At 44.8% G+C, this 18,005-nt stretch carries 9 protein-coding genes and 1 tRNA gene; 2 read left to right on the plus strand and 8 right to left on the minus strand.

Annotated elements, in window-relative coordinates; translation table 11 throughout:
* Positions 1-202: 202 nt before the first annotated feature.
* Positions 203-1,378 (minus strand): IS110 family RNA-guided transposase, encoded by a 1,176-nt coding sequence (locus CC90_RS0120245; protein WP_031392539.1) that lies wholly within the window; start codon positions 1,376-1,378, stop codon positions 203-205.
* Between the two features lie 284 nt (positions 1,379-1,662).
* On the opposite strand from CC90_RS0120245, the gene CC90_RS0120250 reads away from it, so the two are divergent.
* Both CC90_RS0120250 and CC90_RS0120255 read left to right on the plus strand, forming a co-directional pair.
* Positions 1,663-2,520 (plus strand): DUF6544 family protein, encoded by an 858-nt coding sequence (locus CC90_RS0120250; RefSeq protein WP_031392540.1) that lies wholly within the window; start codon positions 1,663-1,665, stop codon positions 2,518-2,520.
* A gap of 81 nt (positions 2,521-2,601) precedes the next feature.
* A tRNA-Val gene (locus CC90_RS0120255) sits at positions 2,602-2,674 on the plus strand.
* Positions 2,675-3,036: 362 nt separating this feature from the next.
* Here CC90_RS0120255 and CC90_RS0120260 read toward each other — a convergent pair.
* The 7 genes from CC90_RS0120260 to CC90_RS0120295 form a co-directional block, all read right to left on the minus strand.
* Complete coding sequence (locus CC90_RS0120260) at positions 3,037-3,636, minus strand: hypothetical protein (protein ID WP_330373267.1); 600 nt, start codon at positions 3,634-3,636, stop codon at positions 3,037-3,039.
* Positions 3,637-3,651: 15 nt separating this feature from the next.
* Complete coding sequence (locus tag CC90_RS0120265; RefSeq protein WP_031392542.1) at positions 3,652-6,069, minus strand: glycoside hydrolase family 3 C-terminal domain-containing protein; 2,418 nt, start codon at positions 6,067-6,069, stop codon at positions 3,652-3,654.
* Between the two features lie 146 nt (positions 6,070-6,215).
* The gene (locus CC90_RS0120275) at positions 6,216-7,961 is read right to left on the minus strand and encodes a methyl-accepting chemotaxis protein (RefSeq protein ID WP_031392543.1); all 1,746 of its coding nucleotides are present in this window, start codon (positions 7,959-7,961) and stop codon (positions 6,216-6,218) included.
* Positions 7,962-8,311: 350 nt separating this feature from the next.
* Complete coding sequence (locus CC90_RS0120280) at positions 8,312-10,759, minus strand: glycoside hydrolase family 3 C-terminal domain-containing protein (protein WP_081906087.1); 2,448 nt, start codon at positions 10,757-10,759, stop codon at positions 8,312-8,314.
* Positions 10,760-10,821: 62 nt separating this feature from the next.
* The gene (locus tag CC90_RS0120285) at positions 10,822-13,836 is read right to left on the minus strand and encodes a glycoside hydrolase family 3 protein (protein ID WP_035316000.1); all 3,015 of its coding nucleotides are present in this window, start codon (positions 13,834-13,836) and stop codon (positions 10,822-10,824) included.
* 188 nt (positions 13,837-14,024) lie between these two features.
* Entirely contained in the window at positions 14,025-14,663 is a 639-nt protein-coding gene (locus tag CC90_RS0120290; protein WP_031392546.1) for a carbohydrate-binding protein, read from the minus strand.
* A gap of 99 nt (positions 14,664-14,762) precedes the next feature.
* Positions 14,763-17,942, minus strand: coding sequence for a glycoside hydrolase family 3 C-terminal domain-containing protein (locus CC90_RS0120295; RefSeq protein WP_031392547.1), 3,180 nt, complete (start codon positions 17,940-17,942; stop codon positions 14,763-14,765).
* Between the last annotated feature and the right edge of the window lie 63 nt (positions 17,943-18,005).

The following is an 18,005-nucleotide window of genomic DNA, read 5'->3' on the forward strand; positions in this document are numbered from 1 at the left end:
AATTATCTACAAACAGATAAACGGCTTGCCTTCATAATTCGAAGTACTTTGAATTATCAACATTTGACATATGAGGTGACAAACTATAAATAGTCAAGGGGTTTTTAAAAAAAATCTTTAGTGATAAAAAAGGATATAGCAAACAAGTCATCTGAAAACACCGTATTTCAGATGGGATAATGATGTTCTTATGATACAGCTGCTATTGGAGCTTCTGAGCGTTAAAGTCTACCCCTTGCCTCTCCAATGCATGGATGACTCTAACAAGTTTCTTTGCCACATGAGTGATAGCAACCCTGTAGGGCTTGCCTTCTCCCCGTTTTTTCGCATAGTAGGCGGCGAATGTCATATCAAAGTGGATTAAAGGAAGGCAGCAATTGATGAGGACATACCGGAGCCCCGGCGAGCCATGTTTTACCATCCCTCCTCCGTGTGATTCTGTTCCGGAATCGTTTACACCTGGTTCGATCCCTGCAAATGCGAGCATCTGGGCTGGTGTTGAAAAGTTCGATATATCTCCATATTCCGAATAGATAACGGCGGCAGATATAGTCCCGATGCCAGGAACAGACATATAGTGAGGATGTACTTCCTCGATCAGCTTGTTGATTTCTGTTTCAAGCGTGTCAATCTCTTTTACGAGAGACTGGTACAGGGTGAGCAGGCTGTTCCGTTCCACATCAAAAATAGAGTTGTTTACACCGACCGTATTGGCGGCAAGCTCCTTTAACCGAAGGAACTGTTGGGGAGAAAAATTACCCCTTGATAAAGAGCGGAGCTTCTCATAGGATGCGGAATTCATTCTTGCCATCTTTTCGGCGGAACCGTAGTTTTCAAGCAGATACAGAGCGGTCTTAGAGAAACGCTCATGAAAGAAGGGCTTGAATTCGGGGAAGGTGTGATCCAGCACATTGGTAATCTTTACAAGATAAAAAGAACGCTGTCGAACTAGTCTGTCACGCAAACGAGTTAATGACTTTAAGGAATAAGCGTGGTAAAATCCTTTTGAGTGGGGTTTGTACTCGACAGTCATTAACCACCGGGCTATTGATTCGCAGTCAACAGAGTCGGTCTTGGTTCGCCTTAGAGATGTGGATTTCTTGTATTCCTTGATGAGAACTGGATTAATTTCCATGAAGCTGTGGTTGGCATTTTCAAGGAAGAGTTCAAGATTGAGGGCATAGTGGGCTGTTGATTCAAACCCTATCTTTATGTCCTGAGGATTGGAGAGAGAATGAAAAATAGTGAGTAGCTGTTCAAAGCCTGCCTTATCATTTTTAATAGAAAACTTTGAAACAACCTTTTGATCCGTTGCTGAAATAATACAGCAATCATGTTTGTACTTGGAAATATCAATTCCAATAAAGTACATCGACATAGAGTTATACCTCCTGATATGTATTTTGGCACTGTTGTCTTCCACAGAGAATCCGGCTGTGTAATCACGTAAATAGAAACGTCAGGCGTTAACAAACTGATCAACAGTAATAGACGAAAAGCTGTGGTCTGAGTCACCTCGGAACAGTCAAAGCTGTAAATATATAGGTACAGATCCACAGTGCCTTATCAAATATATCAGAGATGGATTAAAATGCCCAGAGAATCTGGGAGAAAGGAAAAATCCAATTACCATCTGAGATAATTGGATTATACGTGTAATATATGATTTGGATTGTAATAGTTTGGATTGCGCTGGCAATCACAGTGATTTACCTGGCAATACCCGGCGGAAGACTTCGGAAACAGTATCTGGCAGATGTAAAAGGTTCTTTGGCTGAAACCAATAGGCAGGAAAGCACACAAAGTATATTTACGGAAGATTATGTTGCCAAGCTGCCTGCTTTGCTCCGTCAGCATATCATCAATGGAGGATACATCGGAAAACCTATTATGAATAACATGCTAATATATTTCCGCAACACAAAGTTTCGTATCTCAGCGGACAAAAAACCAATTAAGATTAAATTCATGCAGGTCAATTTTGTAAACAGGCCTGACAGGCATGCTTTCTTGACAGGACGAATTGCCGGAATTCCATTGCAGGCTAAAGACAGTATGTTGGACGGATTCGGTTCTATGACCGGTGTCCTTGCCAAGCAGTTTCAGCTCTTCCGTTCTACCGGCGCAGAAATGGATCAGGGGCAATTGATAACGGCACTGGCAGATGCAGTATATATGCCGTCCTTATTTTTACAGGAGTATGTTTCATGGGCCGACATTGACGACCACACTATCGAAGGTAAGATTTCATGGAAGGGCATTTCCGCCAAGGGAAGATTTTCTTTTGATACCAATGGCAACATTAGTCGTTTTGATACCAACGATCGATATATGGATGAAAATGGAAAAGGCAGTTCACTGGTACCGTGGCATGTAATCTATTCTGATTATAAAGAACAGAACGGTTACTTTCAGCCGGGAAGTGTCAGCGTAAATTGGATGCTCCCGGATGGTGACAACACCTATTTTGTGAGCGACCACATTGAGGTTCAATACTCAATAGATGAAACAATTTTATAGCTTAATTATTTGGTATTCTTATCAACAGCCTTTATTGAATACTTGTGAAATACATCAAGTCATGTTACAATTTTATATTATGGAGGCATAGCTCAGCCGGGAGAGCACTTGCTCGACAAGCAAGGGGTCGCTGGTTCAAGTCCAGTTGTCTCCATTATTTTTTTACTTTCCTATTGCTCACATAATATCACATCACTTCTTCAATTAACTCTTTATCCGATACTCCTTCCTGTTTCCTACTGCATTATAATTGGCCCGGAAGCAGAATGTTACTCTTTTCTTATTATCCAAACATATTTTTTCAACCACTTTACACACTAAAAATTATGAAGAAATAATGTAACGAGTTATTATGAAATTATTTTTCGGTATGTATTAATTGTACCGACTGATTCATCTTCTGTCCGGCATTGGTTTTGTGGGCTTTGGAAATGCAATTGTCCATAAGGCAGCCAAAGAGCGCTGCCTTACCAATTCAAATTCACAATATGTTTATACATAAGCAGAAAAAGCACATCACTGTTTCTTAAAAATAATCTTCATAATCGGGAAGAATACCCAGAAGGATATAATGCTGTTGACGAACATCGTCACGATATCTGCCAGTGTCATTCCAAAAGAGGTTCCGAACATCTGCATCAGCAGATTGTATACCGGAGTCTTATAAAGTCCCTGCAATGCCGCCGCTCCGATAGAAATGAGTACCCACGACACGAAGTACCAAAATGCCGCCTTTCTTACACTGGAGTTGGACTGGAAGGTCACATTCCTCTGCAAAAAAAAGTTAATGACCTGGGCGATGAGCAAAGTGATTTCTACCGCAAGGAAGTAAGCCAGTCCTCCGCCGCCGCCCGCCGCGATAGCTCCTACCGCATAGTCGAATACATAATAAATGCTTCCATCCAGATTAGTCCCAACGGGAATTACTTGAAAGGCCGTGTTCACCAGAGCCGTAAATCCGAAAATGAACTTGATGAGGGGCATTAGCACCATTTGCAGCACCGTTACTCCGTTACTGATGAGAAAGAAAATTAAAAATTCCATGATATTCGGATGCTTCTTCCTCCAGCTCTTCCATATACTTACTATTTTATTATCCTTTTTTATCGTGTCCAAAACCATCCTCCTGCCCTATTTCGTATTTCTCTGAGCTCCTCGGCTTCTGAAAAAGCCTCCCACGAATCCCTTAAATCCTGCAAAAAAGTGACCGTTTACCATCCGGACAAGCTGCCTTGCCATCTCCATCGTAATGATACCGTTAGTCATCTTAGCAATTCCGCGGAAGGGCATATTATAAATGAACAGCACATTCAAGTTGGGAATTCCCTTTTTCTCGCTGCGCTCCTTGAGTCCCGTCAGCACCTTATAAGCTAATCTGGCCAAACCATTTCGCGCATAGTACATCTGGCATAGGGCATCATTTACATCCAGGATACCGTCCTCATTCCAGCGCCCATCGGGTATATCATGCCCCAAAAGTGCGGCGAATTCTCTATCGCTTACTGCTTGTATCCTGCCGCTTTCATAGGGTATCATAGCTTCTTTATCATACCAGCATTTTGCCGCCTCACCTAAGATATGCAAACTGCCTCTAAGCCTTATATCCGCACTGGAGGCTCCGATAAAGATATGGTATTCACCCTCTTCCACCTCCCATCGGTTATTTCCCGTATTGAAATAGCGGAAAGCTTTATCATCCAACGGAATAACCACCCGCTTTGACTCTCCTGCCTTTAAAAATACTTTAGAAAAACCCTTAAGCTCCTTTACCGGACGGTAAATCTCTGAATTCTTCGCACCGATATAAAGCTGCGCTACTTCCGCGCCGTCCGTATCTCCGGTATTCGTCAGAATAAAGCTCACTTCCTTTTCTGCAACGCCTAACTCGGAATAGGCAAAGGAAGTATAGCTTAGTCCATATCCAAAAGGAAACTGCACAGAAACCTCTGCCTTATCGTAATATCGATAGCCGATGTAAAGTCCCTCTCTATATTCCGCACTGTATTCTTTTCCCGGGAAATAATGGTAGGCCGGGGTATCTTCGCACCTGAGAGGAATAGTCTCTGCCAGCTTCCCGCTGGGACATACCTGACCGGTAATCACCTGAAGCATTGCCCCCGCTCCCGCCTGTCCCCCCAGATAACCGTGCAGTGCCGCCTTACATTTGTCCATCCAGGGCATTTCGATAGCGGAACCTGCGGAGATTACCGCTGCGATATTGGGATTTACCTTTGCCACCTCTGCAAGTAAGGAAACCTGACTTTCCGGGATCCTCATATGGGTTCTGTCCAGTCCTTCAGTCTCGCTGATTTCATCCAATCCAAGATAAAATAAAACGACCTGCGCTTTCTTCGCCAACTCCAGTGCAGCCCTGCGCATATCGGCATCCTCCCTGCCTCCCCGCGCATAGCCTCTTTCAACGCCAACGACAGTAAGTTCATAGTCCTTTAGAACATCTATCGTATTCTCCAGCTTCGTGCAGTTAACGATGGACGATCCCGCACCTTGATAGCGGGGAGTCTTTGCAAAATCTCCGATTATCGCCACTTTTGTGTCCTTCGAAACAGGGAGCAGATTTTCTTCATTTTTCAGCAGCACGATACTTTCCGCCGCAGCTCTCCTCGCCGCATTATGGTGCTCCTCTATTTGTATATCCTTACTTTTATGCGCTTTCATGACCGGATGTATTTCATAAATGACCTTTAAAAGCTCTTCCACTCTCCGGTCTAATATCTCTTCCTTCAGAATTCCTTTGCGCACGGCTTCTGCCAGCTCTCTGTCGCTGTCTCCGCCCGTGGTAGGCATTTCCAAATGGTTTCCGGCCTTAACGGATTCTACATGGTCGTTGGAACCGCCCCAGTCCGTCACCACAAAGCCTTCAAACCCCCATTCATCCCTGAGGATTTCCTGGAGAAGCTTCTCATTTTCACTGGCATATACTCCGTTAATGCGGTTGTAGGAGGTCATCATGCTCTTAGGCCTCGCTTCCTTTACCACGATTTCAAATGCCGTCAGATAGATTTCCCGCAGAGTCCTCTCATCGACGATGGAGTCGCTGGACATCCTTCTCAGCTCCTGACTGTTCACCGCATAGTGCTTCGGACAGGCAGAAATCCCTTTACTTTGAAGTCCTCTTACTTCTGCTGCTGCCATTTTTCCGCACAAATAGGGATCTTCGCTGTAATATTCGAAGTTACGTCCGCAAAGAGGGCTTCTTTTTATGTTCATTCCGGGGCCCAGGATTACACCCACACCCTGCACAAGCGCTTCCTCTCCGATACAAGAACCCACCAGCTCTCCTATCTCGGGGTCCCAGCTATTTGCCACGGTTGCCGCAGTTGGAAAACAGGTGGCGGGCAAGCTCGCATTCAGTCCCAGATGGTCTCCCGCTCCTACCTGCCTGCGTACCCCGTGAGGTCCGTCCGACATTATAATGGTCGGAAGGTTCAGCCGCTCTATGGTCTTGGTTTCCCACATATCCTTTCCAGATAATAAGGATGCCTTTTCCTCCAGCGTCATCTTATTTATCAATTCTTTATAATCTATCATGTATTCCACACGCCTTTCTTCTTCCCTGCATATGATAGCTTTTTACTTATCCACACTTTGTTCACTATGTTCATCATATCACAGCTTTCCGGCATTTTTTATTCCTTGCGCAAAATGCGTCATCTGTTTCACAAAATGTATTTTATTTACTCTACTTTCTTGAATTTATTCACTTCACCGCTTAACGTATTTACTGTTTCCAGATTGCGGGCAGCCTCGTCGCTTATTGTGGTAATTGAACTAAATAAAATATTAGTATCCTCGTTCGACTGTACCACCGCCTTCACACTTTCCTCTACGGCAATAGTAATTCCGCTTAAGCCTTCTGCCATATGAGATGCTGTTTCCCGCAGTTCCTGCGACTTATCCTCAAATCCTGAAAGCATTTCATTTATCGCTCTTGTATCCTCCTTATAGCCCCCTGTAATGGCTGCAAACTCAGCATAATCTTCTAAGATTATCTCCGTAATATAGGACATAATCTCATCAGAGTTATAAGCAAGCTCCTTTACGGAATCTACTACAATCGTATTCGTTGTTTGGATGTCACCGGCAATGTTCCTGGTATTCTCTGCCAGCTTTCTTATTTCCTCCGCTACAATAGCAAAGCCTTTTCCCGCATTGCCTGCTCTGGCCGCTTCTATGGAGGCATTTAAAGCAAGAAGATTGGTCTGGGAAGAAATTCCCAGAATCGCCTCCGTAAGCTCATTTATTTTCTCTACGGAGCGGCTTTTTTCAATAGAGGCTTCCATCCTTCCGCCTATTTGTTTCAATATATCTTTCGTCCTCTCCTTGCTTTCTTCCGCCTGCGCACTGACCGCTTGTGCCCGGGTTACAATGTTTCCAACCTGGAGAGAACCGGATCGGGCAGACTCTTCCATGGTATTAGATGCCTGCAGAACATTCTGTGCCGCGCCGTCCATGTTTTGCAGGGTTGCGCTTATTTCCTCCATGCTTGCCGACATTTCGTTCAACGCACCCGAAATATCAGAAGCAGAATCCTTACATTCTAATATGTGGTTATTTATTATCTGAGTGGTGCCCTGAATGGTATGGGAACCGGATTTAATAGATAACATAGCCCGCTGCAAAGCATCCAGGAAGCTATTAATTCCCTTTACAATCTGCCCGATTTCATCCTTGCTGCTGCAGCCTATCCGTACCGTCAGGTCTCCCTCTCCGGCTTCCAGCTTCTCAATAATGCTGTTCAAATCATCCTTCGTCGTTTTCAACGGTCTGATTATAGTCTTCATACAAATAAAAAAGGCTGCTCCTGCGGATAATATGAACAAACTCGCCATAACCCATATGATTACTGTGGATCTGGTCACTCTCGAATGTATCAGTTCGGTTTCATGTTCGATACTTAAATCCAGTACCTTCTGAAATCCCTTTTCGGCATCCGTCATATTGGCGAATAATTTTTCTAATATTTCATATTCTACTTCAACCGATGCCCTGTCCTCGTTTTCTATATATCCGGCAATGACAGACACTTGCTGTAAATAGGAGTCCATCGCTTTGTAATAAGGCTCATATGCCTCCATCAATGCCGTATTCATGGCTTTATCGGAAAACTCCTCACAAATGGCGGCAATATCGCTTACAACATCTCCGCTTCGCTGCGCCGATTCCTGAATTTCCTGTGCTGCTTCCTTTCCACTGCCTTCAGCGTTAGCTAACAAATAAGATTTGATGGACAAATTGATTCCATCCATTCCCTTCACCAGATTTACCTGATTATATTCCAGACTGAGAAACGAGTCCGAAATTAAATCTGAGGACAACCGGACTTGTGAATTGGTAACTCCGCTTAAAGCAGTATTCACCACAAACAATCCTGTGAGAAACACTAGAATAAATAAGATACGAGATACTATGGATTTGCGCATGACTTCCCCCTTGAAATGTTTTTTATATATTTTCAGCGATTTTATCTTATCATATATCTTATTTTGACGTATTTTTATGTCATAAACTGTTGGTTTTAAAGCATAAACTGTACTTTAAACATTTACTCCCGTTATGAAATGTGAGTGTATTCTAAACAGTCTGCTTTCCTGGCTTTCTTATGTATTCCGCGATGCCCGCATGCCAGAATAATAGATGCTATCCGCAATCAATACCCATCGTATTCTAAAATCCGTTTCCAGACATCAATAGCTTTTTTCTTCTAATTCTATCCCATATATTAATTTCGGCAAGTCTATACAGACCTGCCGAAATTATACCAATTATTTCCTTACTTCATTCTATTCGCTTTTTTCACAACTTTTCTTTGTTTGAAAAATCCGGAAATCACCTGTCTGAGTCCTCCAAAAAAATGCCCGTTGATAATCCTCATGATTCCGTCTACCATATAACTGCTGACCATTCCGCCTGTCATCTTTCCGATTCCTCTGAAGGTCATGTTATAAATAAACAAGATATTCAAATCCGGTTTTCCTTTTTCCAAGCTCTTATCCAGCATCCTTGTCAATATCTTATAGACCAGCCTTGCCGGCGCGCTTTTCGCATAGTATAACTGACAGATTGCGTCATTTGCTTCCAGCGTCCTACTCCAGCTTCCGTCCGGAATTTCATGCCCCAACAGCTCTTTCCACTCCTTGTCCGTTACAGATAAAATATCTCCATTCGCATAACTTGGCAGTTTTGCCATATCGTACGGAGACGGCGCATTTGTACCTTCTATGACCACACTTCCCGCTAAACGAATATCCGCTACGGAGGCGCCTACCATAATCTCATACTCGCCGCCTTCAACCTCAAAACGGTTTGTTTTTACATTAAAATATCGGAATGCCTTATCATCCAAGGGAATCGTGACCTTTTTGCTCTCGCCGGCCTTCAAAAATATTTTTTTAAAGCCCTTTAATTCTTTTGCAGAGCGGTACACAGCAGGCGCCTTGGCGCTTACATATATTTGTGCTATCTCTGCACCATCCATTTTTCCTGCATTAGTGATTGTGAATGTCACCGTCGCCGGATTTTCCATATCTTTTTTATGGTTCTCAATTTGCAGATTGGAATAGGTAAAGGTGGTATAACTAATTCCGTATCCGAATGGGAATAACACCTCATTACCCACCGTTTCAAAATACCGGTAGCCCACAAATAAGCCTTCTCTGTATTCCGCATTCCTCTGCCTTGATGGGAAATAGGGAGCAGACGGCGTATCCTCATATGTAAGCGGATAAGTCTCTGAAAGCTTCCCTGACGGATTCACTTCCCCCATAATTGCTTTCAGCATAGCTGACGCTCCTGCCTGACCACACAGATATCCATGGATTAACGCCTTGCACTTTGAAAGCCAGGGCATCTCCACTGAAGAACCGGCAGACATAACCACCACTATATTTTTGTTTACTTTTTCAATTGCATCTAATAGAGAAATCTGATTCTCCGGCATCTTCATATGGGGGCGTTCAAGCCCCTCTGCTTCTGAAATCTCATTCAGTCCCAGATACAAAAGAACAACATCCGCCTTCTTTGCAAGCTCCACTGCCTTATTTTGCAGCTCAGCATTTTCCGGTCCGACCCTGGTGTATCCCTGCTCAAACCCAACTACTTTTAACTCGAAGCACGTGGTCATTTCCTTTGCGGAATCCAACTTTGTGGGATTCACCACAGATGAACCTGCTCCCTGATACCGTGGTGTCCTTGCAAAATCCCCGATAAGGGCCACGGCAGTCCCCTTCTTAAGCGGCAGAATAGTATCTTCATTTTTCAACAGAACAATGCTTTCTTCACTGGCTTTTTCTGCCATCTGATGATGTGCTTCCACATCAAAGGCTTTTCCTGAAGCCTTCTCTACCGCCGCTCCTGCGGAAAAAATAACATCTAAAAGCTCATCTAATCGCTTATCGATTAGTCTCTCACCGATTTTTCCATCCTTTACCGCCTGAATCAGCTCTTCATCACTGTCACCGCCTGTGGTAGGCATCTCCAGATGGGCGCCGGCCCTTACACCCTCCACATGGTCATTGCTTCCCCCCCAGTCCGAAACCACAAATCCGTCAAAGCCCCATTCATCCCGCAGAATGTCCTGCAGCAGATGCTTATTCTCATTGGCATAGACTCCGTTTATACGGTTATATGACGACATGATACTCTTTGGCTTTGATTCCTTGACCGCGATTTCAAAAGCGGTTAAATAAATCTCCCGCAAAGTCCTCTCGTCCATGACTGAATCACTTGCCATGCGCCTCATCTCCTGCGAATTTGCCGCAAAGTGCTTCGGACAGGCAGACACACCGTTTTCCTGAATTCCCCTGATATAACCGGCCGCCATCTTTCCTGCAAGATACGGATCCTCAGAAAAATACTCAAAATTGCGGCCGCACAGCGGGTTTCTTTTAATATTCAGGCCAGGTCCCAAAATAACGCCTACACCCTGACTGGCTGCTTCCTCGCCCAGGCAGTGCCCGATTTCTTCACCAAGGGACGGATTCCAGCTATTTGCAATCGCCGCTGCCGTCGGAAAACAAGTAGCGGGAACGGAACCATGTATACCCAATTGATCCCCCCTGCCTTCTTGTTTTCTGACTCCATGCGGTCCGTCCGCCAACATGATGCTCTTTATTCCAACACGCTCTACGCTTCTGGTCAGCCAAAAATCCTTGCCGGAGAACATATAGCATTTTTCTTCCAGAGACATCTGTGAAATAATCTCATTATATTTCAATTCCATTGTTTTTTTCCCTTCCACAGCGAAAAAGAGCCGCCACCTTTTGGCGGCAGCTCTTTAATCTTTTATAACACTTTGTTTATAACATTACGTTTTTTCGTGCTTCTCCCACTTTTTACGGAACGGATTGCAAACACGCCCCAAAGGATTAAAGCTGCAATAATGGCAATGTCCGCGAATATCATCACCAGCATCCATATTGGCAACAGATAGCCATCTGATTGAATACTCATGGCATTGCTGTTGACGACCGAATACAAAATATTCTTTGTCGCTTGCCGAAGAAGCGTAATCTGTGTTGCATCATCAGTCATAGCAAATGTCTTGGCATCCTGTGTTAAGAACAGGTCGCCGCCGGCACGAATCATCTCGTCCACGTGTGTATAGGTATTTAAGCTATAGTCCGTAATGACCGAGCCATGGAAGCCCCATTCATCACGAAGCACCTGCGTAAGCAGTGCATAGCTGCCGCCAGCCCATTTCATCCCCACACGGTTGAAGGAAGTCATCATGCCTGTTGCCCCGCCTTCTTTCACTGCAATCTCAAAAGGCTGCAGATAAATCTCCCTCATTGCCTGTTCATTCGCCCATACGAGAATACCGTTATATTCACGATCCGTCTCCTGGTCATTGATTGCAAAATGCTTCACGTAACAGTAGACGCCCTTTTTCTCTGCTCCCCGAACCACACCTGCGGCGAATTTGCCGGACAGCAGGCCGTCCTCACTGTAGTATTCCCAGTTTCTTCCTGCAAAAGGAGAACGGTGGATATTCACGGCCGGTGCATACCAACCGGAATAAGGCAATCCATCACCTTTTTCATTGCCTGCAAGACCTTCTTCACCTACCAGCTCACCCATTCTCTCTGCCAGCGCAGCATTCCAGGTGGAACCCATTACACATTCTGCCTGATAAGCACAAGTCCCGTATACGACTGATTCTGATAAAAAGCTCGTAAACCCGCTGGGACCATCTGCGTCTATCGTGAGCGGTTTGTCGACCACCCCGTCAATGCCATTTACTTCATTGGTGCGGAAAGCGCCGAAACCGACCAGATTCTTCATCTCCTCAATGGATATTTCATTCAGCAGCGTTTCCCAGCGCGGGTCATCGAAGGACACCTCTCCTACATAATTTCCGTCCTCGGCATAAAGCATATCCCTCAGAGACAGCCCGTTATTTACCGGTGTGGCAGAGGGCGCATCGCCCATTACTTCCCATGGCTTTCCTTCATCAGGTTCTGTGTATTTACGCTTGATGGATTCATCCAGCGCTTCCTTTAAGTCATCCGTCAGGGTTCTCTCACTGTCATCCAGATAAGCTGTGGGAACCGTACCTGCAAAATCTTTACGGGATACATAGGATGCATAGGTGTTTGTACCGAAAATACCGGCGCTCACGTCATCAAATGCATTTACAACTTCTGCTTCCTCACCGTCCGCATCCATATCAGTGGGCATCTGCACACTGTCATTCAGGGTATATACTGCATTTGCCTTCGCCGTATGTGAATCGCTTCCTACGATGATATTATAATCCCCTGCTTCCAGTTCATAGCCGCTGAAACCATTTTCATTGGTGTCTGCATAGTCATATGACTTCATATTCTTCACATCAAGAGTAAGCGTAAGCGTCTCTTCTTCTCCCGGAGCAAGAAGTCCTGTTTTGGCAAAATCACCTAAAACAGCATGTGCCTTTTCGATTGCAGGCCCTTCATAATCATAAGGTGCGCTGTAATACAACTCTACAACATCTTTTCCGGCATAATTCCCGGTATTTTTAACCGTCACGGATACCTCCAGCGTATCCTCTTCCGTAATAGCGCTTCCATCCGCTTCCGCAAAGGAAACATTCCAATCAAACGTAGTATAGGAAAGACCATATCCGAACGGATAGACTACGCTGTCTTCATACCATGTGGACTGCGGGTTCGCTTTCGTCTCCTCATATCCGCGGGTCTCATAATAACGATATCCTACATAAATACCTTCTTCATAGTTTACAAAAGCATAATCCGTTTTGTCGCCGTCATAAAGATAACGGTTGCCGAATTCACTTCCATAAACGCCGGTATTATACCAGGTCGGGTCCATTGTAAAATCTGCAGCCCAGGTATCTACCGTATGGCCGGAGGGACTGATCTGGTTCCCTTCCGTATCTATTCCCGTCAAAATCTGTCCCAAAGCCATAACGCCCGTTGCCCCCGGAAAGCCCATCCAGAGAATGGAATCGATTCCTTCATCAGCCTTCAATTCCGGTATTTCCATAGTGGTGCCCACGTTCAAAACAACGATAACATTAGAAAAATTTTCCTTTACATGTTCCAAAAGAGCTTTTTCATTTGCGTCCAATTCCAGATAATGGCTGTCTGCAGAAGAAGCCCCCGAAACGGCACCGCCGCCAAAGCTGTCTGCCATTGTTCTGGGAAGGTCAAAGCCTTCTCCGCCAATTCTGGAAAAAACAACGATTGCCGCATCCTGATAATCTGCATAGCTGCCCGTCACATCAGAGGTATAGGAATCAATCGGCGTTTCCCCGGTTCCGAAACCGGGCAACCGCTGTCCTGATGTCATGGCAGGATTTCCCGGTCTTCCGCTGCCGGATTTGCCGGAATCCTCATAAAAACCCTTAAGCGTTTCATTATAGGAGATTCCCGCTGCATCCAGGCTTTCATATAACGTCTTCTGCACTGCTGAACTACTGTTGCTGGCTGAACCGGAACCGGAATAAACAATATTCACTGAGTTCTTGCCAAATACACTGACACGTGCGCCATCGACGGACAAGGGAAGCACATCATTTTCATTTTTGAGAAGAACGATTCCCTCTTTTTCCACCTCGACCACAAAATCATTGGCTGCATTTAATACTTCTTCCTTACTGGAATACTGTCTGTCATACCACTCAGCTCTGTTATCCTCTACCACATTGGCGCGTTCTCCGCCAAAAACAAGGCTTAATGAATTTGTAACAATGGGCACGCTTAATAAAACAGCCGTTACCGTAATTTCCAGAACAAGTACGATAGCTGTCACAATAAACCAGATTTTTGTTTTTTTATGAGTCCAAATAAAACCCATAATTATCTCCTTTTCTGCCGCGGCTTCTTATTTCCGGCCCGCGAACACAATTTTTATGGTATTACTCGTAACTATTCAACAGGTCTGCGCATTTACTGCGCTGACCGTAAAGATACGTAGAACAGTAAGTGAAAATCCCATCACCGAAGGTGACTTTAATGGATTTTCACAAAGCAATCTTTGCTTTTTTACTCAATGTTTTCTACAACATCTTCCATGGAAAGCTCTGAGCCTGCCGTAATCTTCAGACAGTCAATGGAAGGCGCACTTGGCATATTGCTGCGGTAGGTATTCTCACCGGCAACAAAAACAATTTCGTTCTCGCCTGCTTTCAACTGGATCTCTCCAAGATTCTTTGTTTTGAAATTTTCTTGATCGCTTGCATCCATACCGTTATCCGTTGTAAACTCCTCATACTGAACTGCTTCACCATTTACGGTAACTACGAAGCTTGTAGGATTCCACGTACAGTTTCCTAATGTATTCGAGCCAAGTACTGCTTTCAACGTAGCTGTCGTATCCGCATCTGATGTGATCACAAAGGTAATCGGACTTTTTGTGCCAAGCTCTCCTACATAAAAGCCATTGCTTGCATTGGCATTTTCTTTTGCAAGACCGATGCCTGTCGGGGAACCGGATACTCCAAGCCCCTCCAATCCTTCCAATACAGTGTATTCTGCTTCAAAAATAAATTCTGTTCCGTCCGCTTTCTTCACTTCATCCGTAGTTTGGCTTCCGGCTTCTGTACCGCCACCGCCGCCTCCGCAGGCAGTCATCAATACCATTGCTGCCGCCATAAGCAAAGCTGTTATTACTCTCTTTTTCATTACATCGCTCCTTTTGATTTAGCGAAACAGATGCACCTGCCTACCGCGCTGCATCTGCATCTGTTCCGATTTATTTTTCTTATTATTTATTCCATATGATTATTCAGCAACTATAAGCGGAAGCTCAATAGAAGCCGGTTCATAACCCGTCGCTTCTGCCGTAATCTTAATCGTGTAGTCGCCTGCTGCAGACGGTGTTCCGCCGATAATACCGGTTGCCGCATCAAAGGTCATGCCCTCCGGCAATCCTTCTACCGCATAAGCAATATCAGAATATGCATAGTAGGTATTTAAAACAGCAGTATTCAACGCATCTGAAGTATATGCTTCACCAACCTTGGCATCTGCCAGCGTTATAGCAACATCTTCACCATCAACTTCAACGGTATCTGTATAAATTACCTTCGTGCCCTTGGGAAGCTGTATCGCATTACTGTTTGCAACCATGTACAAAATCTGCTTGGCAGCATCCTGCATACAGTGGATTGTAATATTCTGTTCATCTTTATCCATAGCAAGGATCTCTTCTACATCCAGATATGTGCCGCCTTCAATGCCATAAACCTTGGCATCTAACATCATATTAGCGCCTGCTTTAATCAACTGATATGCATTACAAGCATTGTATATTACGATATCCGTCACAACAGCACCATTGAATCCCCACTCGTCTCGAGTAATCTGGTTCATAACACCATAGCTTGCAGCACACCACGTCTTGCCGATTCTGGTAAAGGATCCCATTGCGAAAGTAGCTTCGCCTTCTTCTACTGCTTTTTGATACCCTTTCAGGTAAACTTCTCTGGCTGTCTGCTCTGTCATCCATGCGGACAGACCATCCATTGCCGTACCGGTTGATATAGGTCCAAAACGATATGTCATAGCACCGCCGCCGTCATTATGGAATGCAAAATGCTTCAGAGTAATATAGCATCCCTTTGTTTTTGCACCCTGAGATACGTTAGCAGCCAGACTTCCTGTCAGGAAAGGATCTTCAGAATAATACTCTGATACTCGGCTGTCAAAAGGGGAACGATGAATGTTCATACCCGGTGCATACCACCCGGTATAGCTGTATACGATTCCGCCCGATACCGTGCTGTTACCCCACAAGCCCTGCTCGCCGATTATTTCTCCCATCTGATAAAGAAGGTCTTCATTAAAGGTAGATGCAATCATAGGTTCCGATCCAAAGTAGTTGAACCTGTCATTTGTATCGGTGTAGTTACCTGTCCATCCCTTAGGGCCATCCGTATCACGTGAATATGGTTTACCGATATACGGTACGCCGACGGAATTGAATCCGCCTACATTGACCAAATCTGCTAATTCCTGTAACGTCAGTTGTTCAACCAATTCCTGATATCTTGCATCGTCTGCGTCTGCGCCGGTCAGATCGGACAAAACGATGGAATATTTATCTGCTGTACGGTTTGCAGCATCTGTCTCATAAACGGGTGTGCCGATTGCCGCCGCATCATAATGAGCGTTGTATGCCGCATCATCATAGTCCCATGTAGCATATTCCTCTTCAGAGATTTCTTTTACAGCCTCAAATCCATCCGGCATTGTTCCTTTAAAATTGCTGCGGGATAAAGCTGTATATCCTTCGCTTGCAAAACCTTCTGTTACATCGTCCAGAGCATTGGTGATTTCCGCACCTGTAACCGCTTCATTGCACAATTCCTTCTGCGCAACAGTGTAATTAAAGCTGGCGTCATTGGCGCTCATACCATAGTGAGCATTGCCTGCAACCTTAACATTGTAAGTACCTGCATCCAAAACGTATGTCTTATCTGTCACATCATCGTATGAAGCCATATCGGAAACATCAATAGAAACCTGTACGACCTCGCTTGCGCCCGGTTCAAGGATACCTGTCTTTGCATAATCTCCGAGAACAACATATGATTTTTCGATTACCGTATCATTACCTGTTTCCTCTGTGCCGTAAGGAGCCGTATAATATAACTGGACAACTTCCTTACCTGCGGCATCGCCGGTATTGGTTACTTTGACGTCAAATGACAGAGTATCCGCTTTGGTCACCGCAGAATCTGCTGCTGCAGAAGGAGTAACTTCCCATGTAAAGTCAGTATAGGAAAGACCATAACCGAAGGGATAGTTTACATTCGTATTCCACCATGCATCCTCCGTGCCTGCTTTGTTTTCTTCATAGCTTCTGGTTTCATAATATCTGTAACCCACATAAATGCCTTCTTCATAACCTACGGACCATGTATTTACCGGTTCGCCGTTTACACTGTACTGGGTATAACCGGTCATTGTGCCGTTGCCGTCTTCACCCTTTGCAGTTTCACTGGTTCTGGTGTTGAAAATCTTGTAAGACGGACTCTGCGTGAAATCCACCGCCCAAGTATCAACCGTTCTGCCGGAAGGATTCACTTCACCGGCAATAACTCTCCCCAGCGCCTCAAATCCGTTGTCGCCGGGCTCGCCGATATTCAGAATCGCATCAACTGCATCATTTTTTTGAATTTGTGCGATTTCAATCGGAGTACAGCTATTTACCAGTACAATAACTTTATCAAAATTTGCAGCTGCATAATCGATCAGATCATACTGCTCATCATCAAGCTGCAGGGAATGAATTCTACCGTCCTTTGCAATCTCACCGGTACCGCGGGAAATGACAACGATAGCCGCATCGCCGTACTCTCCCAGGGATGCTTTCCATTCATTAGTCCCGGAAGCTTTTGCAAAATCATCTGCAACCAGAATATCGGAAGTCTTCTTGGGAACATTCCCTTTGTCATCTGCCTCCGCTCCTTCTATATCCTCTGATGCCCACTGAGCATAGAGGTCAAGGACTGTTTTGTTCAGGGCAAACCCTGCATCTTCCATGCCGGAGATCACGGTAGCCTGCGCAATAGCTGCTCCGCCGGAAGCATCAACGACGTTATGGCTGGCACCTGCATTCGGATTGACTGCCGCGTAACCAAGCATCGTGACTTTTGCGCCGCTTGCAAGCGGAAGTGCATCACCTTCATTCTTGAAAAGGATCATACCCTCTTCAGAAATCTTCACATTTAAATCAAGTCCCGCCTGTAATGCTTCTGCCTTACTTGCATATGCAGACTCATACAGAACAGGCGTTTCCGATGACTCTGTCTGCGTTTCTTCTGAACTCGCAGATGTTTTTGGGGGTTCGGTTGCGCTTTCAGTCTGTCCCGCATTGTTTCCGCAGGCTGTAAGACCAAGTACAAGAGCTCCGGATAACATCAGAGCCATTAATTTTTTTAACTTTTTCTCAATCATTTTTTCCCTCCTTTTTTCTCGCCTATATTTAAATCACTTAGACAATTAAAATATATCACAATT

The organism is Kineothrix alysoides (genome assembly GCF_000732725.1).
GTDB lineage: Bacteria > Bacillota > Clostridia > Lachnospirales > Lachnospiraceae > Kineothrix > Kineothrix alysoides.

Bases quoted from the DNA above. Each gene is read 5' to 3' on its own strand.
- CC90_RS0120245 (WP_031392539.1), bottom strand. From the start codon at position 1,378: ATGTCGATGTACTTTATTGGAATTGATATTTCCAAGTACAAACATGAT.
- CC90_RS0120250 (WP_031392540.1), top strand. From the start codon at position 1,663: ATGATTTGGATTGTAATAGTTTGGATTGCGCTGGCAATCACAGTGATT.
- CC90_RS0120265 (WP_031392542.1), bottom strand. From the start codon at position 6,069: ATGATAGATTATAAAGAATTGATAAATAAGATGACGCTGGAGGAAAAG.
- CC90_RS0120275 (WP_031392543.1), bottom strand. From the start codon at position 7,961: ATGCGCAAATCCATAGTATCTCGTATCTTATTTATTCTAGTGTTTCTC.
- CC90_RS0120280 (WP_081906087.1), bottom strand. From the start codon at position 10,759: ATGGAATTGAAATATAATGAGATTATTTCACAGATGTCTCTGGAAGAA.
- CC90_RS0120285 (WP_035316000.1), bottom strand. From the start codon at position 13,836: ATGGGTTTTATTTGGACTCATAAAAAAACAAAAATCTGGTTTATTGTG.
- CC90_RS0120290 (WP_031392546.1), bottom strand. From the start codon at position 14,663: ATGAAAAAGAGAGTAATAACAGCTTTGCTTATGGCGGCAGCAATGGTA.
- CC90_RS0120295 (WP_031392547.1), bottom strand. From the start codon at position 17,942: ATGATTGAGAAAAAGTTAAAAAAATTAATGGCTCTGATGTTATCCGGA.